The organism is Azospirillum humicireducens (genome assembly GCF_001639105.2).
GTDB lineage: Bacteria > Pseudomonadota > Alphaproteobacteria > Azospirillales > Azospirillaceae > Azospirillum > Azospirillum humicireducens.
On sequence record NZ_CP028903.1, the window covers coordinates 746,568 to 766,175 of the forward strand.

18 protein-coding genes, 1 tRNA gene and 3 pseudogenes are annotated in these 19,608 nt (G+C 65.5%); 15 read left to right on the forward strand and 7 right to left on the reverse strand.

The window, feature by feature from the left end; genetic code table 11:
* Positions 1-396 precede the first annotated feature (396 nt).
* Both A6A40_RS20980 and A6A40_RS30480 read right to left on the reverse strand, forming a co-directional pair.
* Complete coding sequence (locus A6A40_RS20980; RefSeq protein WP_108547803.1) at positions 397-1,581, reverse strand: helix-turn-helix domain-containing protein; 1,185 nt, start codon at positions 1,579-1,581, stop codon at positions 397-399.
* Entirely contained in the window at positions 1,562-2,218 is a 657-nt protein-coding gene (locus A6A40_RS30480) for a hypothetical protein (protein WP_146191604.1), read from the reverse strand. The genes A6A40_RS20980 and A6A40_RS30480 overlap by 20 nt, the downstream gene beginning before the upstream one ends.
* Before the next feature lie 172 nt (positions 2,219-2,390).
* Here A6A40_RS30480 and A6A40_RS31580 point away from each other — a divergent pair.
* Positions 2,391-2,480: pseudogene (locus tag A6A40_RS31580) on the forward strand (type II toxin-antitoxin system RelE/ParE family toxin); the annotation flags it as partial.
* A 24-nt stretch (positions 2,481-2,504) separates the two neighbouring features.
* Positions 2,505-2,789, forward strand: a pseudogene (locus A6A40_RS20990) (HigA family addiction module antitoxin); the annotation flags it as partial.
* A gap of 17 nt (positions 2,790-2,806) precedes the next feature.
* Here A6A40_RS20990 and A6A40_RS30780 read toward each other — a convergent pair.
* From A6A40_RS30780 to A6A40_RS21005, 4 genes are all read right to left on the reverse strand, one after another.
* Positions 2,807-2,974, reverse strand: a complete 168-nt coding sequence (locus A6A40_RS30780) for a hypothetical protein (protein ID WP_158279330.1) — start codon at positions 2,972-2,974, stop codon at positions 2,807-2,809.
* Entirely contained in the window at positions 2,974-3,252 is a 279-nt protein-coding gene (locus A6A40_RS20995) for a hypothetical protein (RefSeq protein ID WP_108547805.1), read from the reverse strand. Before A6A40_RS20995 ends, A6A40_RS30780 begins: the two co-directional genes overlap by 1 nt.
* Positions 3,253-3,255: 3 nt before the next feature.
* The gene (locus A6A40_RS21000) at positions 3,256-4,122 is read right to left on the reverse strand and encodes a hypothetical protein (protein ID WP_108547806.1); all 867 of its coding nucleotides are present in this window, start codon (positions 4,120-4,122) and stop codon (positions 3,256-3,258) included.
* Between the two features lie 1,057 nt (positions 4,123-5,179).
* Positions 5,180-5,455 carry a hypothetical protein gene (locus A6A40_RS21005; protein WP_236783923.1) on the reverse strand — a complete coding sequence of 92 codons (276 nt, stop codon included), beginning with the start codon at positions 5,453-5,455 and terminating at the stop codon, positions 5,180-5,182.
* A gap of 117 nt (positions 5,456-5,572) precedes the next feature.
* Here A6A40_RS21005 and A6A40_RS21010 point away from each other — a divergent pair, with 117 nt between their 5' ends.
* The 13 genes and pseudogenes from A6A40_RS21010 to A6A40_RS21075 all read left to right on the forward strand — a co-directional run bounded on the left by A6A40_RS21010 (position 5,573) and on the right by A6A40_RS21075 (position 18,911).
* Positions 5,573-5,893, forward strand: coding sequence for a hypothetical protein (locus tag A6A40_RS21010; protein ID WP_014188139.1), 321 nt, complete (start codon positions 5,573-5,575; stop codon positions 5,891-5,893).
* 594 nt (positions 5,894-6,487) lie between these two features.
* Entirely contained in the window at positions 6,488-6,931 is a 444-nt protein-coding gene (locus A6A40_RS21015; RefSeq protein ID WP_108547807.1) for a ribbon-helix-helix domain-containing protein, read from the forward strand.
* Between the two features lies 1 nt (position 6,932).
* Complete coding sequence (locus A6A40_RS21020; protein ID WP_108547808.1) at positions 6,933-7,115, forward strand: hypothetical protein; 183 nt, start codon at positions 6,933-6,935, stop codon at positions 7,113-7,115.
* Positions 7,112-7,462, forward strand: a complete 351-nt coding sequence (locus A6A40_RS21025) for a hypothetical protein (protein ID WP_108547809.1) — start codon at positions 7,112-7,114, stop codon at positions 7,460-7,462. The genes A6A40_RS21020 and A6A40_RS21025 overlap by 4 nt, the downstream gene beginning before the upstream one ends.
* A 208-nt stretch (positions 7,463-7,670) precedes the next feature.
* The gene (locus A6A40_RS21030; protein WP_236783924.1) at positions 7,671-8,591 is read left to right on the forward strand and encodes a tyrosine-type recombinase/integrase; all 921 of its coding nucleotides are present in this window, start codon (positions 7,671-7,673) and stop codon (positions 8,589-8,591) included.
* 253 nt (positions 8,592-8,844) lie between these two features.
* Positions 8,845-10,197: a bifunctional UDP-N-acetylglucosamine diphosphorylase/glucosamine-1-phosphate N-acetyltransferase GlmU gene (glmU, locus tag A6A40_RS21035; RefSeq protein ID WP_108547811.1), complete on the forward strand. Its 1,353-nt coding sequence runs from the start codon at positions 8,845-8,847 to the stop codon at positions 10,195-10,197.
* Between the two features lie 52 nt (positions 10,198-10,249).
* On the forward strand, positions 10,250-12,076 hold the full coding sequence (gene glmS / locus A6A40_RS21040) for a glutamine--fructose-6-phosphate transaminase (isomerizing) (protein ID WP_108547812.1): 1,827 nt from the start codon (positions 10,250-10,252) through the stop codon (positions 12,074-12,076).
* A 281-nt stretch (positions 12,077-12,357) separates the two neighbouring features.
* Positions 12,358-12,499 (forward strand): annotated as a pseudogene (locus A6A40_RS21050) (IS5/IS1182 family transposase); the annotation flags it as partial.
* Between the two features lie 203 nt (positions 12,500-12,702).
* Entirely contained in the window at positions 12,703-13,278 is a 576-nt protein-coding gene (locus A6A40_RS21055; RefSeq protein ID WP_014188133.1) for an RNA polymerase sigma factor, read from the forward strand.
* Positions 13,279-13,298: 20 nt separating this feature from the next.
* Entirely contained in the window at positions 13,299-14,363 is a 1,065-nt protein-coding gene (locus A6A40_RS21060) for a FecR family protein (RefSeq protein WP_108547813.1), read from the forward strand.
* A 227-nt stretch (positions 14,364-14,590) separates the two neighbouring features.
* Positions 14,591-17,080: a TonB-dependent siderophore receptor gene (locus A6A40_RS21065; RefSeq protein ID WP_108547814.1), complete on the forward strand. Its 2,490-nt coding sequence runs from the start codon at positions 14,591-14,593 to the stop codon at positions 17,078-17,080.
* On the forward strand, positions 17,077-17,367 hold the full coding sequence (locus tag A6A40_RS21070; RefSeq protein ID WP_014188130.1) for a hypothetical protein: 291 nt from the start codon (positions 17,077-17,079) through the stop codon (positions 17,365-17,367). The genes A6A40_RS21065 and A6A40_RS21070 overlap by 4 nt, the downstream gene beginning before the upstream one ends.
* Positions 17,364-18,911 (forward strand): PepSY-associated TM helix domain-containing protein, encoded by a 1,548-nt coding sequence (locus A6A40_RS21075; RefSeq protein WP_108547815.1) that lies wholly within the window; start codon positions 17,364-17,366, stop codon positions 18,909-18,911. The genes A6A40_RS21070 and A6A40_RS21075 overlap by 4 nt, the downstream gene beginning before the upstream one ends.
* Positions 18,912-19,262: 351 nt before the next feature.
* On the opposite strand, the gene A6A40_RS21080 is transcribed toward A6A40_RS21075, so the two are convergent.
* Positions 19,263-19,339: transfer RNA gene (locus A6A40_RS21080), tRNA-Arg, on the reverse strand.
* Between the last annotated feature and the right edge of the window lie 269 nt (positions 19,340-19,608).

A 19,608-nucleotide genomic window follows, 5' to 3' on the forward strand; every position in this document is an offset into this window, starting at 1 on the left:
ACTCCGTATCGCATTGAGGCGGCTCCCGGCGCAGGCCTGGCAGCATGATCGTCACGTCCGCCCCAGCAGCCAGCGGGCGGCGCAGCGCTCACGCTCTCACCCGAAGCCGCCCAACATGGCGGCGCCGCGCGGGGCTGGGCGGATCGCCCAGAGCCAGGCGAAACTGCCGGTCCGACCGGCGGCGTGACAGGGTGCCGGGCCACGGGCATGGCTCAGGCCCTCGCTGCGATGACGGCAGTAAGATGGGCGCAGACGGTGACGATGGCCGGGACTCGCACGCAGTGCTGTTGGGCGGATTGCCCCAGAAGCTGGTCCAGCCCGGCTGGCCACGTATTTGAGGCAGCGTGTCGATGACCCAGCAACATGAACTTTTACGCTTAGCGTCACTCCTAGATTTTACTTCAATGTGGCAGCTTCACCTTCGTCATGGTTGCCAAAAATAGATGTAGGGATGCCATATATCGAAGCGATACACTCCTTACTCAGCCTTATGTTATTCAGGATATCCTCTGCAGACATAGCCCCAGAAGAAGTAACAAGCTCAACAGCCTTCTTAAGCAGGGTAGGATTTTCCAATTGCATCAAATCATCAAGAGGCTCTTTTTTGAGCCATCTATTCTTACTGATTGACTTTCTTAGGTTCAATACTTGATCATCTGTGAAAATTGACAAATCATGACACCTATATATCTGCGCCTGCACTGAAACCTTCCAGCGCCTTTTAAGTTCTACAAACCCCTCCAGGCGTGTTGTAAACACTTCATGAGGGTATGTCTCTTCAGGCAACAAAAATGCACCTGCAAATCTATTAGCCTCCGCTTCAATACGCTTAAGAGTGCGGGCGTCCTCTAGCTCATCCGTAGACACACCCCTATGAAGAACCAAGTGACCAAGTTCATGTGCAGCATCAAATCTCTGGCGCGCACACGATCCACTTTCGGCACTGAGAAATACGAAAGGCCTCGCGCCATTCCAATACGAAAATGCATTTACATCTTCGGCACCAAAATGAGATCGGGCAAAAATAATTCCTTTACTTTCCATGAGAGCGACAACATTAGCAATTGGGCCATCGCCCAGCCCCCATGCTCGCCGGCATTCTCTTGCTGCTGCTTCAATTTCCTCGGAGCGATAAGCCCCATTGCCGGAAGATGGCCCCCAATCCAGAACAATTGGATCTGGAAGCTTTACAGCATTGCAAAGAAATGCCGTAGCCTGAACCAACCATTCTTTCCAAGAATCACATTGCTCATTTCTCTTTTTTGTTTTAGCGCCAAACGCGCGGTAGAAGGCTACGCTACTTCCTCCAAAGACCGTCGGGCGATCAGTAGTGAAATATGACACTGGCTGCTTGAGTATGTTGGCGATCTGGAACAGATTTGCTCCATCAGGGCTTTTTGCACCCTGCTCCCACTGCGAAACGCTCTGTGGCGTCACGCCAAGAATATCAGCAAACTCTCTCTGATTAATCCCAACAGCCCTCCGAGCCTCTCTGATGCGCTCCGGAATAACCTTCCGAAACTTTCCGTCTCCTCCTACCCTGGACCAAAGGTCAACGACGTTATTGCTTGCCATTGTCATGCCACCACTTTTTTAGCTCTTCGAGAAGCTCAACAACCGCTTCTGCATCTTGTCCCTCAACAGGCGGAAGGTCGCTTTCCACAACCCTCACCTTCTTCATCAAGTTTGGCGTCTGGTAAATGTAACCTTTCGCATTTGCCCCTATTGGATAAGGGAGTCCGACATGAACAAAATGAGGCCCTTGGTAGCCATGAGACATTAAAAAATGCGGAAGACCGCGTATCTCTTGTTCTTCCTTGAATCCATCTAGATCAAGAAAAGGCATATTATTGAGTATATTGTTTGTACGAAATAATGCTCTGCGAGGTATCTGACGTTTGTTTTGCACCTGACTAACGCTCATTGTAGAGGCTTCGAGCTTAATACGCAGCCACTTACCAGTTGGGCGCCCATATTCGGCCCAGTCGCAATCAAACGGCCACTTTCCGCTTTTCACTAATCTCTCAACAGCTAGGTCAACTGCCCAAGCCCTCACGTGACCTCTATTTATGCGGGCACTTTCAACCTTCAGGATCGCCTCATCCTTAGCCAAGGCCTCTACCGCGGCGTAGGCATTCTCAACTGCTTGCGGCAGCATTGATCGATACTTTTCCGGTAACTGGTTTTCTAAAAAGGCTTTCGCTTTAGCGATACGCATGCCGATCCCCTACGGTGTGCTACACGACGTAGGCAACCAATAGCGAAAATCGCCCTGTTTTGTCAACCGCCGCCCCCATTCTTGATGTCCCAGCTGCTCCTCCACAGCCTTACGCGCGATCTCGGCCAAACGCTCCAGAAGCGTGCTCAAAGCCCGGTGTTTCTATCTGTCCCACAGCATTCGGATCAACGACCAATGGCGCATCGTCTTCGTCTGGCGCGATGGCGGCGCGCACGAGGTCGAAATCGTCGATTACCACTGACCGGCCGACGCCAAGGAGGGCGCCATGCGGATCAAGACCCACCCCGGCGAGGTTCTACGCGAAGAGTTCCTCGTCCCGCTCGATCTCTCGGCCCATGCTCTGGCCCTGGCTCTGCGCGTGCCGGCGACCCGCATCGGGGAAATCGTCAACGAACGGCGTGGCATCACCGCCGACACCGCCTTGCGGCTGGCGCGCTATTTCGGCACCACGCCGGAATTCTGGCTGAACCTTCAGATGGCGCATGACCTGTCCGTCACCGCCGCCGACCATGGCGAGGAAATCCAGCGCAGCATCGCCCCCCGCGCCGCCCGACCGGGCCGGCGGCGTCATTCCGCATCGGATCGCGGCCGCTCCCGGCGCAGGCCCGGCAGCAGGATCGTCACGTCCGCCCGCCGCCCCAGCAGCCAGCGGGCAGCGCAGCGCCCCAGCTCCCACCCGAAGCCGCCCAGCATGGCGGCGCCGAGCAAGGCGAGGACCAGCCCCAGCGCGCCCATCACCGCTCCCCCTCGGGCTGTCGGCAACGCGGATCGGCGTGGCGCAGCCGGATCAGGTCCGCCGTGGTCAACAGGCGCTCGTCCACCCGGTGCAGCGCGCCGCAGCGATAGACCCGATGGCCGGCGGCGCGCAGGGCCTGGACGGCGCGATAGAGGGCGTCGGCCTCGCGCTGGGGCTGCACCGGCCGGTGGCGCGCGGTGCGGGGCGGATCGCCCAGATCCAGGCGGAACTGCCGGTCGGGCCGGCGGCGTGACAGGGTGCCGGGCTGGACGGGCATGGCTCAGGCCCTCCCCTCGATCAGCGGGAAGGCCGAATCGGCGGCGACTGGCGGAACGGCGACAGTGATGTCCACCGCCTCGACATGGAACAGCCGCAGCAGCTCCAGTTCGTAAGCCGCCCGAATCCGGTCGGCGACGCAGCGATTCGGCGCGGTGACGGTCAGCCTGCGGTCCCCGGATAGCCCAAGCCTGCATCCCCGGAACCACGTCGCATGCTGGACGGCGCCGATCCGGCGGGCGATTCGGGCGTGGCCATCGCGCTCGATGGCGGCGGCTGATGGCGGCGGGCTGGTGCCGGCGCTCGCGTGTGGGCTCGCGCGCGGGGGTTCACGGGTTTTATCACAGGGTTTGGCCGACACCGGTGTCGGGCGATGAAGGCCGGTTCCGGCGGGCGATCCGGGGGCGGTTGGCGGGCGTTGGGCGCTTTGGCCGACTCCCGTGTCGGCGACACCGCTGTCGGGCGATGGATCGTCGGACGGATCGGGGGCGTCGCCGGCCGTGCCATCCTCGCGCTCCAGCCAGTCCAGGCACAGGCGCATGCGGGTGGGCTGGCCCCGGCCGCCGGCGCGGTCGCGGACGATGACGCCGGCGGCCAGCAGCGCGCTGCGCGCCCGCTCCACATCGCGGGTGGACAGGGCGCAGAGCCGCGCCACCGCCTCCACCCCGGTCCAGGTCAGCAGCAGGCCCAGCGCCTCGAACATCTGGCGGTTGACGCGCTCCAGCATCACCAGGGCGACCAGCTTGTCGCGCGGCTTCAGCGCCGGGCAGGCCAGGACGGCGCAGCGGAAGCGGCCGACGGTCTCGCGGAAGGCGGCTTGCGGCTTGGCGGCGGGGGTTGCGGGGGTGGTCGAGGCGGATGGCGAGGACATGGGGGCACCTCCCCGGCGGCGCGGTGGCCGGCCGGCGGCAATGCGGTTCCCTGTGGGCGCACGAGTCCGTGGCTGCAAGGAACAGCGGATTTTAATCCTGATTTCTGTTAGCCTCTGGACGCAGATCGCCGCGTTCCCGCCGTGGGCACGGCAGGGGCATCGGGCATGGGCGATGATTGCGGTCCTAGCGGGGCGGCCTCGGCGGGGCCGTCCCGTCTCAGGGCGGGGCGCGCGGATACAAGGCAAGGCTCCGGCGTTCACCGCCGCGCGGGCGCGCAACGGTGGGGACAGGACGGGTGCGGCGCGGCCACCGGCAAGGGCGGACGCTGGGCACCGGATGACGGGGGCTTACGGGGAGAAGCCGGCGCCGGTCAGGGTGGCGCGCGTGGCGATGCCATCGGGCAAAGCTCCAGGGTTCACCGGCGCGGGGGCGCGCGGCGTCGGGGGGTGAAGACGCGCATCGCTTCCGGCCGTCTGGCGGCCGAAAGCGGCGCGGTCTTCAAAGTCGATGGGGGCGGCTGACTGGCGACCGTCGAGCGGGCGCACGGCGGGCCGCGCGCCATGGCGCAACCGGCGCGATGGCGGGTCAATGGGCGGGCCTCAGGGTGGAAGCCGTTGGTTTTCTGGATAGATCTGGGATCCGAAGATGAGCTGGCTTTCGGGCAACGCCCGATCATGCGGATCCCCGATGCGGGGATGCCGGCCGCAAGGCATGCAGGCGGTCGGTGGCGCGCTGCGCGTCGGTGCGGGCCAGATCAGCGGGGGCCATGGCAGACCCCAGGCAGGGAAAGCGGCCGGAGTCGGCTGGCGACTCCGGCCACAGCCGTTCCGCCGGTACGGACAAGGAACCGGGCGGATCGGTGGCTGTGGCGACGGGCGCCGCGGTGGACCGGACTCGGGACGCTCCCGATTGACCGGGCCGGGCGGCCGGCGCCTGATTCGGCGATGGGACAGTGTCGCGGCCAAGCCGGAGCTTCGGGGTTGCGCAGTCGCTCAGTGCGAGCGATGCTTCCCGCCGAAACAACCGAGAGTGTGGCGCCTTGCCGAGTCTCCCTGTTCATTTCCGCCTCTTCCTGCGCGGCTTTCCCAGGATGGGCGCGCAGAGGTCGCTGGCGGCCAGTGCGATGGGATCGGTCATGAAGTCGGGGGGAATCACCGCCTCCATGGCCCGCAGGGTCGTGGCGGTGGGGTTGCCTTCCTGGCGAAGCACGTCACGCGCGGTGCTGGGCGGCACGGCGGCGGCTCGGCCGAATGACTGCGCGGTCCACCCCTGATGTCGGGCGAAGGCGCATATCCGATGAATCGAGGCATCGATGTGCATGACGTGCTTCATGCCCGTCAGAATTCAACGCTATACCGTGAATGTCAAGGGGGTGCGTCGGTGTTGCACGAGATAGAGTCATCGGTACGGCGTTCTCGCGCTTTTGCACGAGGTCCGCATAATGCCGACATGGAAACTGCGCCTAAGACCGACATCGCCGCAGCACTCAATCGTGTTCTGCTGACGCATAAAGAGCGTTTGCGGTCCAAGAACCATTGGGCTGGATTATCGAAGCTGCCAGCCACAACGGTTCTGGACGCATTCAATGGCGCGAACAGCACCATCGACACCTTGACCAAGCTTGCGGACGGCGCCGGCATGTCGCTGGCCGAGCTGCTGGCCTACGGCGACCCCGATTGGGAAATGCAGGTGAAGACTCGCCGGACCTTCCGCTCATGGTCTACCGAGGATTTCGATGCCCTGATCCGGGTTCTTGAGCGGCGCACCTAGCCGCTCGGCTCCGGCGCATTCTCATCCAGCGGTCGATCAAGGGCAGGATCTTGTCCGCGCCTTCGCGGCGACACAGCTGCGTCACCAACTCGACCGCGCGGTCCTCGCGCGCCTTGCGATGCAATACGTCTTCGGTCGTTTCGTTCTTCGGTGTGTTCGGCACCGCCAACCCCCATAAATCAACACTCTACCGGGGCCGGCCCCGGCAGGCGGACAGGTGTGCGGCTGGGCACGGGTGTGCGCCCTGGCTCAGCACGGCTCATCGATGCGGTTGGCAGCCGCGTGGGTGGGGAGATGGCGTCTCCCTGCCTCCGCCTACCTGGATGGGAAGGCGCGAGGCGCCGGCATCCTATGGCACCGCCCAGGCCAAGCAAAAGAAAAAGGCACATCCTTTCTCGAACCATTTCCGAAGGTTGCGCGATTGCGGCCGGCGGCGAATGCGAACCCCACCGAGCGGCACACAGGCGAGGCTCCAGAATGATCGCTTTACCGTGATTTTTGCCATTGACGAAATCACGGTATACCGCCCATCCTAATACAGGGTATGGCGTGAACGCCAGCACCCTTGGATGCAGGTGTTGTGGAGAGCGACCGATGAAGGGAGCGATCAAAGCCCCGCTGCAACGCAGGGACGGGCCGCAGAACGTGCCGATGGATCGAAGCTTCGGCGATCTGTCCGAAAAGATGGAGCGGACGCTGCGCCACATGGCGCCGGCACTGCCCAAGGACGGCGCGACGCCGCTGGTCACCTACAACGTGGTGATCGCCAACCGCCGGACCTCGCACCGGACGTCCATGCGGCTGGACGTGACGTCCTGGCTGTTGCTCGATCACATTGCCGAGTTGGAGGGCTACGCGAACCGCGACGTTCTGATCAGCGCGGTGCATGAGCGGTTCCACTCCGCCGATCTGCCGCTTACGGCGATGGTGCGGCTGTTCCTGCAAACCTACACGGCGCCGGCGGCGGTGCTGGAGTTCCTGGGCGAGGCGCGACGGCCATACGGGCGCGGCTTCGTGGTCAGCCCGCTGCAGAACTGAAATGACCTGCGCAGGGCAACAGACCGCCGCCGTGGCCGGCCTCGTCCAGTGGCATCTGGAAGAAGCCGGCCGGGCCGAGCGGGAGGCGGGGAACACCAGCCTTCCCTTCCGTCGTCAGCGTCTGCTGTCCGCCGCGCGCTACCACCGCGACTGCGCCGAACTGGCGCGGGAGGAACTGCCATGAACATGACTCTGTCGGATTTCCTCGCGGGACCGGGCGGCGATCTGGTCCGCCGCCTCGGACTGCCGGCAGACCTCATTGCCGGCTGCTCGTGCTGGGCGATGCTCACCGCGGCGGCGATCGCCCACAACAGTCGGACCGACGGCGGTGTGTGGCGGGGGGCAGAGCAGCTGTTCGGCGTCCTGTCCTCCGGCGAGCGGGCGGTCCTGCTGGCACTGCTGGGGGCACTCGATTTCAGCAGCCTCGCGGACCAGCTCGCCAGCAGGTCCGGAACCTGGGCCCTGATGGACGTCACCCATGGCAGGCACCGCGACGCGGTCGCGGCCTGCATCCTTCGTCGCGATTCCTGACATGCCCTTTCAACGGACTGGCCGCAGGGAGCGGCAAAAGCGGGAGGCGGACCGGTGAACGCCCAGGAACGCGAACTGGCCTTTCTCCGCCGCCGGGTGGCCGATCTGGAACAGGCGATCCGCACCCTGAGAGAGACATTCGACCGGGTATACACTCCCCGCGGTCGGCGTTTCGCCGATCCCGATCAGGCATTCGAAAGGGCAAGTCATGCCGCGCGAGAAAATCGTAAGGCGGCGCCTGGCAAGCGGTGAAGTGAGAGAATACCGCTATCCAGAGCGCCGTTACGAACCAAGAACCGTGGGCGCCATCGTCGAGGAATACCGGCGGTCGCCCGAATACACCAAGCTCGCTCCTTCGACGAAGAAGGACTATCTGGGCGTCCTCGGCAAGTTCGAGGAGGTGCTGCATGTGCCGATCAGCGATGTCCGGCGGCGGCACATCCTCGGCATGCGTGACAGCTACGCGGACCGGCCGGGGCTGGCGAACAGCATCATCAGCATGTGGTCGATCCTGCTGAAGTTCGCTGTCGACCGGGAGTATGTGCTGGCGAACCCGGCCGCCGGCGTCGAGCGGCTGCAGCTCGGCGAATGGGAGCGGTGGCCGGACCGGGCGGTCGATTTCGCCCTCACCCACTTCAAGGAGCCTATGCGCCGCGCCGTGGTGCTGGCGCTCTACACCGGCCAGAGATCATCCGACCTCATCAAGATGCGGTGGGATGACTATGACGGCTCCGCGATCCAGGTTACCCAGAAAAAGACCGGTACCCGGCTGTGGGTACCGTGCCACGCGGACCTAAAGGTTGAGTTGACGGAGTGGAAGAGAAACGCTACCTCCGTGACAATACTGGTTAACCCCGCTTCCGAACAGCCCTGGAACAGAATAGGATTTTCCAATGCCGTACGTCTGGCAATCAAAGCTCATCCGGAGCTGAAGGGTTACGTGTTCCATGGACTGCGGAAAGCCTCTGCCTCGCTGCTGGCGGAGGCCGGCTGTTCGGCTCTGGAGATCGCGGCCATAACCGGGCATATGTCGCTGAAAAACCTCGAAATTTACACACGTCAGGCGGACCAGCGACAAAGGGCGAACGCCGCCATCGCGAAGCTGGAAAATTACCGACGGAAAACGTAGGAAAATTGGGCAGGTAACCCGTTGGAAACATTCGTTTATTGCAGATTGAAACAAAAGTTGACTTGGGCTTCCTTTGCGTGCTGTGGCACACCACTCTCGGAATTGCCGATGGTGCCGTGCGCACTCCGGAAGAAGCGTCGCCCACAGGATCAGTGATGTCTTAACCTTTCCCCGCTCAAGTACGGCGCTTTCGGCATTCGGGTTTCACTCAACCCCTTCCCGTCCACACCAAGGTCCGACCAGGAACATCACCATGGCCCATCGTCCGCTCGCCTGCGTGATCCTCGCCGCCGGCAAGGGCACGCGCATGAAATCCGATCTGCCCAAGGTTCTGCACCGGGTGGCCGGCCGGCCGATGGTCGGGCATGTGCTGGCCGCAGTGAAGACACTCGACCCCGATCATGTCGTGGTGGTGGTCGGCCCCGGCATGGACAGCGTCGCCGCCGCCGTCGCCCCCTACCCCACCGCGGTCCAGCATGAGCAGCGCGGCACCGCCGACGCCGTGCGCGCCGCCTTCGGCCTGCTGGAGGGCTTCACCGGCGACGTCATCGTGCTGTACGGCGACACGCCGCTGGTCACGCCCGACACGCTGCGCGCCCTGGTGCAGGCGCGCCGGCAGGCGGCCGACCCGGCGGTGGTGGTGCTGGGCATGCGGCCCGACGATCCCGGCGCCTATGGCCGCCTGATCCTGAACGCCCGCGGCGGGCTGGAGAAGATCGTCGAGTATCTCGACGCCAGCGAACAGGAGCGCGCGGTCGGCCTGTGCAACGCCGGCCTGATGGCGTTCGACGGGGCCCGCATGGTCGACCTGATCGGCAGCGTCGGCAACGACAACGCCAAGTCCGAATATTACCTGACCGACGTCGTCCAGATCGCGCGCCGCGCCGGCATGGCCTGCGCCGTGGTGGAGGCCGCCCCGGCCGAGGTGGTCGGCGTCAACTCCCGCGCCGAGCTGGCGGAGGTGGAAAAGCTGCTGCAGCGCCGCCTGCGCAAGGCGGCGATGGACAATGGCGCCACCCTGATCGACCCCGACAGCACCTTCCTCAGCGTCGATACCAGGCTCGGCCGCGACGTTGTCGTCGGCCCAGGCTGCTTCTTCGGTGCCGGGGTGACGGTCGGCGACCGGGTGGAGATCAAGCCCTACTGCCATCTCGAAGGCGTGCGCATCGACAGCGGCGCCGTCATCGGCCCCTTCGCCCGGCTGCGTCCAGGGGCGGAGATCGGCCCGGATGCCCATATCGGCAACTTCGTCGAGGTGAAGAACGCGGTGATCGAGGCCGGCGCCAAGGCCAACCATCTGACCTACATCGGCGACGCCCGCGTCGGCGCCAAGGCCAACATCGGCGCCGGAACCATCACCTGCAATTACGACGGCTTCGGAAAGTTCCGCACGGAGATCGGCGCCGGGGCCTTCATCGGCTCGAACAGCGCGCTGGTCGCCCCGGTGGTCATCGGCGACGGCGCCATCGTCGGTGCCGGCAGCGTTGTGACGATGGCTGTGGAGGCCGACGCCCTGGTGGTTGCCCGCGGCAGCCAGAAGGCGTACGCAGGCTGGGCGCAGCGTTTCCGCGAACGGAAGCAAAACGAGAAAGCGAAAAAGGCGTAAGGTCGGTTCGGGTCTTCTCTCCGGTCGGTATCTTTTCAGGAGCATCAGGTCCATGTGCGGCATCATCGGCATCAACGGCATCCACGACGCGTCCCCCCGGCTGGTGGAAGGCCTGCGCCGGCTCGAATACCGCGGCTATGACAGCGCGGGTGTCGCCACCCTGGTGAACGGCCATATCGAGCGCCGCCGCGCCGAGGGCAAGCTGCTCAACCTGGACATGAAGCTGCGCGACCAGCCGCTGTCCGGCACCGTCGGCATCGGCCACACCCGCTGGGCCACCCATGGCGGCCCGACCGAGAACAACGCCCACCCGCACGCGACCAAGCGCGTCGCCGTCGTCCACAACGGCATCATCGAGAATTACCAGGAGCTGAAGGACGAGCTGACCGGCCACGGCTATGTCTTCGAAAGCGCCACCGACACCGAGGTGATCGTCCACCTCGTCACCTATTACCTGGACCAGCAGGGCATGACGCCGGTCCAGGCGTCGGCCGCCGCCTTCAAGCGCTTCACCGGCGCCTTCGCCCTGGTGCTGATCTTCGCCGGCGAGCATGAGCTGATGATCGGCGCCCGCCACGGCACGCCGCTGGCCGTCGGCTATGGCGATGGCGAGATGTATCTGGCCTCCGACGCCTTCGCGCTGGCGCCGCTGACCAACCGCATCTGTTATCTGGAGGACGGCGACTGGGTCGAGGTCAGCCGCACCGCCGCCATCGTCCATGACGCCAGCGATGCGGTGGTGGAGCGTCCGGTGAAGACCACGGCGGTGTCCGGCGCCCTGATCGGCAAGGACGGCTACCGCCATTACATGCTCAAGGAAATCTACGAGCAGCCCCAGGTCATCGGCGACACGCTGAACGCCTACATCAACCCGGAAACCGGCAGTTTTACCCTGCCGGACTTCCCCTTCGATCTGGCTGGCGCCAGCAAGCTGACCATCGTCGCCTGCGGCACCGCCTATTACGCCGGCTTCGTCGCCAAATACTGGTTCGAGACGCTGGCCCGCATCCCTGTCGAGGTCGACATCGCCTCGGAGTTCCGGTATCGCGAGGCCCCGCTGCCGCCGGGCGGCATCGCGCTGTTCATCTCGCAGTCGGGCGAGACGCTGGATACGCTGGAGGCACTGCGCTACTGCAAGCGCCAGGGCCAGAAGATCCTGTCGATCGTCAACGCGCCGGAAAGCACCATTGCGCGGGAATCCGACGCGGTGCTCTACACCATGGCGGGTCCGGAGATCGGCGTCGCCTCGACCAAGGCCTTCACCACCCAGCTGACCACGCTGGCCTGCCTTGCCGTCACCGTCGGCCGCGCCCGCGGCGCCATCGACCAGGAGCGGATGCAGCAGATCGCCCACGCGCTGCGCGAGGTGCCGGCCCGCGCCGCCGACGTTCTGGCCCATGACGAGCGGCTGAAGGAGCTGGCGCAGGAGGTTTCGGAGGCCCGCGACGTGCTGTATCTCGGCCGCGGCGCCATGTATCCGCTGGCGCTGGAAGGGGCGTTGAAGCTGAAGGAGATCAGCTACATCCACGCGGAAGGTTACGCCGCCGGCGAACTGAAGCACGGCCCCATCGCCCTGATCGACGACAATGTCCCGGTGATCGTCCTGGTGCCGTCCGATGCCCTGTTCGAGAAGGTGGTGTCGAACGTGCAGGAGGTCTGCGCCCGCTCCGGCAAGGTGCTGCTGCTGGCCGACAGGAAGGGCATCGACAAGTTGAAGGACAAGGTCCGCTGGTCGGTGGAGCTCCCGGCCTGCGACCCGCTCGTCGCACCGCTGCTGTACGCCATTCCGGTGCAGCTTCTTGCCTATCACACGGCAGTGCTGAAGGGGACGGACGTCGATCAGCCGCGGAACTTGGCAAAGTCAGTGACTGTCGAGTGAAATAAAAATCACTGAATATCGTATTGCTTGCGAATAATAGAGTCTCATACTGAAGAACAAACCATCACACTTGAGAACAAAGTGTCATCCTGAATGACCTTGCACCGTCTGGGGATCGGCGCGCCATCGAAAGAGGCAGCCGTACCCCGGAGGTGCCATGGCTCGCCGCCATTACGCGTTCGACGAGGACAGGATCGCCCTCTTCCACAAGGAAGGGCGCGGCACGGGGCGAGACGACAATTACAAGCATTGGCTGACCGTGCAGGTTGTGCCGTCATCCCAACCACTTCGTCCGCTGGGCGGCCAAGGGCGTGTGGGAGGGCCTCCTCGATGCGTTGCAGCGGCGGGTGGACCGCGCCGGCCCAGGTGATGATCGACTCCACGGCGGTCCGCGCCCAGAGTTCGGCAAGCGGCGGCAAAGGGAGGACATTGAGGATGATCTGGATGAACATCCTCAGGGCATCTCCCCTTGATACATGTCGTTGCGAATAATTCGCAATCTAACTACAGTTACGCCGTCATGCACCGGTCATGGCGCGGCCACGCCGCACTGCTTGTGGAGGATTGGGGCTAGGCCATGCCCGAACAGCATCGCATGAATGCACCGCTTGCCTGTGCGGTGGCGCATGGTTGACACCGCCAAGCCGACCCTGGATGCCGTTTTCATGGGGCACCGGGGAGCGCTCGTGCGCCTGCTGGTCCGCATGGTCGGCAGCGCGGCCACTGCGGAGGATCTGGCGCATGAGGCCTATCTCAAGGTTAGGGCGGCGGAACGCGAGCGGCCGGTCGAGCATCCCATTCCCTTCCTGTTCCAGACCGCGCGCAACTTGGCCTTCGACCATCTGCGGCGGGAGCGCCGGCACGCAGCGGTGGTGGTGCAGGACGTCACCGACGAGGGAATGGCGGAGGTCGCCGCTCCCTCGCCCTCTCCGGAAATCGAGGCCGGCGACCGCCAGCGCCTGGCCCGCATGGAAACCGCACTGGCGGCCTTGAGCGAGCGGCAGCGCAGCATCCTGCTGCTGAACCGGATGGAGGGGCTGTCCCATGCGGAGATCGCCGAACGGCTCGACGTATCGGTCAGCACGGTGCAGAAGGATCTGAAGACCGCCCTGCTGGCCTGCCTGGAGATGTTCGCCCGGCTCGACCGCGAAGGATTACGGATTTCTCCTCGCCCGAACGTCTTATTAGGTGAAAGACCGTGACGGCACCACACGCGGGTTCCATGCCTGACGACACAGATTCCTCCCTGCCGCTGGAGCAGGCGCTCGACTGGTTCATCCGCCTGCAGGCAGATGACGCGGACGAAGTGTGTCGCCAAGCCTGCTCCGACTGGTGCGCCGCCGATCCCCGCAATGCCCGTGCCTGGGATCTGACGCAGGGCATGTGGGCCTCTCCCCTCCTCACCGAGGCGCTGGCGTCGATCGCACCGCCGGATGTCATGCCCAGTGCCGGCCCGGCTTCCGGACCGCCGGCCGACGCGGCCATGCCCGCCCCGGTGCCGCAGCCCCGGCGGTCCCGATCGGGCAATCGATCGTGGTCCCGCCAGCCGGCGCGGCGCCGGACGATGGGCCGACTGGCGAAACGGGCGGCGGCGTGGGGGGCGGTCGCGCTGTTTGCGGTCGTGCTGGGATGGGCCGCCGACCTACCCTTGCGCCTGCAAGCCGACCACCGCACCGCCACCGGCATGCAGGAGCGCGTGGTGCTGGCCGATGGCTCGCGGGTGCTGATGGACACCGGCACGGCGCTCGCCGCTGATGTCGATGAGACCGAGCGGTCCACCCGGTTGCTGCGTGGCGCCGCATTCTTCGAGGTGACGCCCGATCCCACCCGCCCCTTCCGGATCACGGCCGGCCCCGCCGTCGTCACCGTGGTCGGCACCGCCTTCGCAGTCCGCTATCTGGATGACCGGGTGACGGTGACGGTGCGCCACGGCACGGTCGATGTCGCACGGCCCGGCAGCCCCGCCGTACGCCTGCGCGCCGGAGAGGAGGTGGCGGTCACCGCGACGGCCATCGGCGCCGGGCACCCCGCCGATCTGGCCGCCGCACTCGGCTGGGTCGATGGTCGGCTGGTCTTCGAGGACCGCCCGCTGGGCGAGGTGCTGGGCGAACTGGACCGCTACCATCCGGGCCTGATCGTTGTTCCGGACAGCCTGGCAAGCCGGCGGATCACCGGCAATTACCGGCTCGACGATCCGGTGAGGACCGCGGCATCCCTGGCCGAACTGGTGCGGGCCGAGATGCTGCGTGTGTCCGACGCCCTTCTGATCCTGCGCCCGCGCTCCTGACCGGGCGGCCTTTCCACGGCCACTGCCCCCTGCCGCCCTCTGCCGCCGCAATCCATGTGCATGCGGCGATTCCAAGAACCCGCCAAAAATATTTTTCCGCTTTTCCCAGCTCGCGAACGTCAGGTCGGCATAGCATTCGGAATGCGTCGCAGTCGCAACTTGCGGCGCCTCTCCGGCCGTTCGAGACGACGCGATCATGAGGAAAAGCCAGGATGGGTTGGGGGAGCATGGAAACGAGTGAACGGGGGCGCCGGGGGGCGGCCCTGCTGCGGGCGGCGCTGCTGTGTTCGGCGACGATTGTCGTGGGAACTGCTGCGGGGGGCGGTGCCCTGGCGGCGTCGGCGAAGTCCGGCGGGCAGGTCGCCCAGGCCGATGGACAAGCCTCGGGCGCGCAAATGGCGGGGCAGCGGTTCGACATCGCCCCTCAAGGGTTGGTGACCGCACTCAACGCCTTCAGCGCGGCCAGCGGCTGGGAGGTCGGCTTCCCGGCCGAAGTGGCGCGCGGAGTGACCTCGCCCGGCGTGTCGGGCACCATGAGCGCCGCCGACGCGCTGCGCCGGCTGCTGTCGGGCACAGGCGTCTCCTTCCAGATGACCGGTCCGGGCCGCGCCATGCTGTCGCGGCCGCAGACCGGCGGCGTGGTGCTCGATCCGGTGACGGTGCAGGGCACGCGCGAGCGGGCGACCGGCCCGGTGGTGGGCTATGTCGCCCGCCAGAGCGCCACCGCGACCAAGACCGACACGCCAATCCTGGAAACGCCGCAGTCGGTTGCCGTCGTCACCCGCGACCAGATGGATGCCCAGGCGGCGCAGAATCTTGCCGACGCCCTGAACTACACGTCGGGCGTCACCACGGGGCGCAACGGCGAATCCTCCTCCTTCGGCGGTGACGGCATCTCGGTGCGCGGCTTCGGCGGCGACGGCACCACTGGCGTGTCCTTCAACGAGTATCTCGACGGGCTGCGGCTGAAGGGCAGCGGCTATCTGACCTCCGGCATCGATCCCTACCTGTTCGAACGGGTCGAGGTGCTGAAGGGGCCGGCCTCCGTTCTGTTCGGACAGGCCAGCCCCGGCGGTCTGGTCAACATGGTGACCAAGCAGCCCTCCCCCGACGCCAAGCACGAAATCCTGCTGCAGACCGGCAGCAACGGCCGCAAGCAGGCGGCACTGGATGTCGGCGGCGACGTCACCGGCGACGGCCGGCTGTCCTACCGCTTCGCAGGCGTCGGGCTGGACACCGAGACGCAAACCGACTTCACCGAGCGCCGCCGGCTGGCCGCCGCCCCGTCGGTGACCTGGAAGCCGACCGACGACACCAGCCTGACGCTCATCGGCCTCTACCAGCGCGACAATTTCGACGGCTCGCCGCTGAACTTCCTGCCGGCCCAGGGCACCCTGCTTTACAACCCCAACGGCAAGCTGCCGACCAGCTTCTTCATGGGCGATCCCAATTTCAACGAATGGGACCGCAAGACCATGAGCATCGGCTACCGGTTCGAACACCGGTTCGACGAGCATTGGACGGTGCGGCAGAATGCGCGCTACCTGCACAACGACCTCAGCTACAAGGGTCTCTATGCCGCCGGCCTCCAGGCCGACCTGCGCACCATGCGGCGCAGCGCCTTCTCGCTCACCGAGCGCGCCGACGACCTGACCATCGACAACCAGATCCAGGCGACCTTCGACACCGGACCGCTGCGCCACACCGTGCTGGCCGGCGTCGACCACCAGCGTCTGAAGAGCGATACGGTGCGCGGGCTAGCCACGGCACCGACCCTCGACATCTTCAACCCCGTCTATGGCCTGTCGATCGCCGATCCGCCGATCTACCAGAGCATCGCCACCCGCATCACCCAGACCGGTGTCTACGCCCAGGACCAGATCAAATGGGGCGGGCTGGTTCTGCTGATGGGCGGGCGGCAGGATTGGGCCGAGACCCGGCAGCGCAACCGGCTGAACCAGGGCACCTCGGCCCAGCAGTCCGATGCCTTCACAGGCCGGGTCGGCGCGCTCTACCTGTTCGACAACGGTCTCGCCCCCTATGCCAGCTACTCGGAGTCCTTCGAGCCGACCGCCGGCAGCGATTTCTTCGGCAGGCCCTTCGAACCGACCACCGGCCAGCAGTATGAGGCCGGGGTGAAGTACCAGCCTCCCGGCTCGAACAGCCTGCTCACCGTATCGGCCTTCCACATCACCCAGCAGAACGTCACCACCGCCGATCCCCAGCACACCAACTTCAACGTCCAGACCGGCGAGATCCGGTCGCGCGGCATCGAGGCGGAGGCGCGCATCAGCCTGGCCGAGGGGCTGAACGCGGTCGCCAGCTACACCTGGCTCGACGCCGAGGTGACCAAGAGCAACGACGTCAACCGCGGCAAGCGGCCGGTCGCCGTGCCAACCCATTCGGCATCGGCCTGGGGTGACTACACGGTGCAGGACGGCCCGCTGGCCGGCCTGGGCGGCGGCATCGGCGTTCGCTATGTCGGCTTCACCTACGGCGATCCGGCCAACAGCTTCAAGGTGCCGTCCCACACGCTGGTGGACGCCGCCCTGCGCTACGACCTGTCCCATCTGCATCCGCACCTGCAGGGCGTGCAGGCGGCGGTCAACGCCAGCAACCTGTTCGACAAGGAGTTCGTCTCGGCCTGCTCGCGGGCGACCAACTGCTATTACGGCCTGCGCCGCACCGTCATCGGCTCGCTGAAGTATTCCTGGTGAAACGGAAGGCCGAGATCGCGCTGCGGACCGTGACCGCCGTCGTCGGCGGGTACGCCCTCGCGGCGGGGACGGCGGCGGCGCTGGCCCTGGCGCTGCCGGCCGTGCAGGACCGGTCGGAGGCGGTGCTCACCGCCACCATGGCAGGGTTGCTGCCCTGCGTCCTGACCGTGGTGATGGTGTTCGCCGCCGCCAGCGCCCTGCGCGCCCTGGCCTGGACCGCCGGCCTGACGGCCGCGGCCTGGGCGGCGGTCTCACTGTTGACAAGCATGACGGGGATCGGGTCGTGAACGGCAGCTTCCGCCTGTCGATGACATGGCTGCACAATTGGGGCGGGCTGGTGGTCGGCTGGCTGCTGTTCTGTGTCTTCCTGACCGGAACCACCGCCTATGCCCGCCACGAGATCACCCGCTGGATGCAGCCCGAACGGGTCGAGGCCACGGACAGCCCCAATGCTGCAACCACCGCCATCGCCACCCTGTCGCGCGAAGCGCCGCAGGCGCGCCGCTGGCTGATCATGCTGCCCGACCAGCGGGAGACCGCGACCCAGGTCTATGTCTACAACCGGCCGGGGGTGCAGCCCGGCTTCCGACGGCTGGCGCTGGAGCCGGCGGACGGACGGCCGGTGCAGGCGCGGGCGACCTTCGGCGGCGATTTCCTCTACTACTTCCACTTCGACCTGCGGATTCCCGGCCCGGCGGGGCGCTATCTGGTCGGCATCGCCGGGGTGGCGCTGCTGGTGGCGCTGATCACCGGCTTCGTCATCCACCGCCGGGTCTTCTGGGATTTCTTCACCTTCCGCCCCGGCCGGTCGCGCACGCGGCTGTGGATGGACGTCCACAACGCGCTCGGCATCCTGGTTCTGCCCTATCACGCACTGATCACGGTGACTGGGCTGGTGCCGCTGATGCTGCTCTACCTGCCCTGGGGATTGCAGGCTGCGTTCGGCGACCGGCCGGCCGACTTCAACACCGCGGTCTATGCCGAACCGGTGCCGCCGCCCGCCTCAAACCGGGAGGCGCCCCTCACCGACATCGAGCCGCTGCTGGCGGAGGCGATCCGGCGCTGGGACGGCGGACGGCCGGGACGGGTGGTCGTCGACAACCCCGGCGATGCCGCCGCCACCATCCTCATCAAGCGCACCGATTCCGACCGGGTGGTGATCACCCCGGAAGCCATCCTGTTCAACGGCACGACCGGCGCTGTGCTGAAGGTATGGAATGGAACGGGCGGTGCCGCGGCGACGCGGGCCGGCGCCTACGGCCTGCACATGATGCGCTTCGCCGACACGCCGCTGCGGCTGGCGATGATCCTGTGCGGGCTGGCGGGGACCGCGATGATCGGCACCGGACAGGTCTATTGGATCATCAAGCGGCGCAAGCGCGAGGGAGCGGCGTCCTTCGGCCTGCGTCTGGCTGATGGCGCCAATCTCGCGGTCATGGTCGGACTGCCCATCGCGATAGCTGTCTATTTCTGGGCCAACCGCCTGCTGCCCGCCGGGCTGGCCGGCCGTGAGACGCTGGAGGTTCTCGCCTTCTTCGCCGCTTGGTTGTTGGCGGCTCTGCACCCGGCGCTGCACGGCGTCAACCGAGCCTGGGGTGAGCAACTGGCCGTGGCGGCGCTGCTGTGGACTGCTCTTCCGCTATTGAACGCCCTTACCAGTCAAGCCCATCTCGGTGTGACACTGGCCCACGGGCTGTGGGGGGTGGCGGGTATCGACCTGACCGCTCTAGCGACGGGAGGCCTCTTTGCGTTGCTGACCTGGCGCCGTTTCGGTGGCGCGCAGTATCGGAACATCGGCAAACCGCGAGGGGCTCCGGCGCGGCACGGATGAACAACGCCCTCACCGGGTCGATCGCCAGGGCGCGGTAAGTCGTCGGCACTGCCGACTTGTCCGGAATTTCCGCCCTCGCCCCCCTGCCTCGGCTTCGTGTGGCAATAACCGATGGATGGAATACCATCCCACACGAGTCTGTTGCGCCCGAGTCGGCTGGGATTGGACAATTCGTGGCGCATCGCCGATTGCCACATCACGTCGGCCAGCAAATCGTGGAGCGCGAGTTGACGACCGGACAATGTCCGCTACCGTCCACCGGCAGAAGCGAAAAAATGCGAGAAAACCAAGTGGGGGGAGATACGCGCTAGAGCGGATTCAACTTTGAAATCAACGCTCTAGCGCAAATCATGGCGGACCCGACGAGATTCGAACTCATGACCTCTGCCTTCGGAGGGCAGCGCTCTATCCAGCTGAGCTACGGGTCCATCGCTGGTGGAGGTGGAACATAGTCGAAGCTCTGCGGTGACGCAAACACTAAATTCAGACTTTTTCGACAACACCGCAACGCCCCAACTCCGGCCCATGGAAACGTTTCCATTCTTCATGAAACCGTTTTCCTGACGTCACGCGATTGCAACACGCCGCCGTCACTCTGCCCCGCACCGGATCGGCCGGTGATGGAAGGACGGGTATTCGATGGTGCGGGACGGGATGCGGTTCACGGATGGACAGACGCCGCGGGGAACAGCCCGCG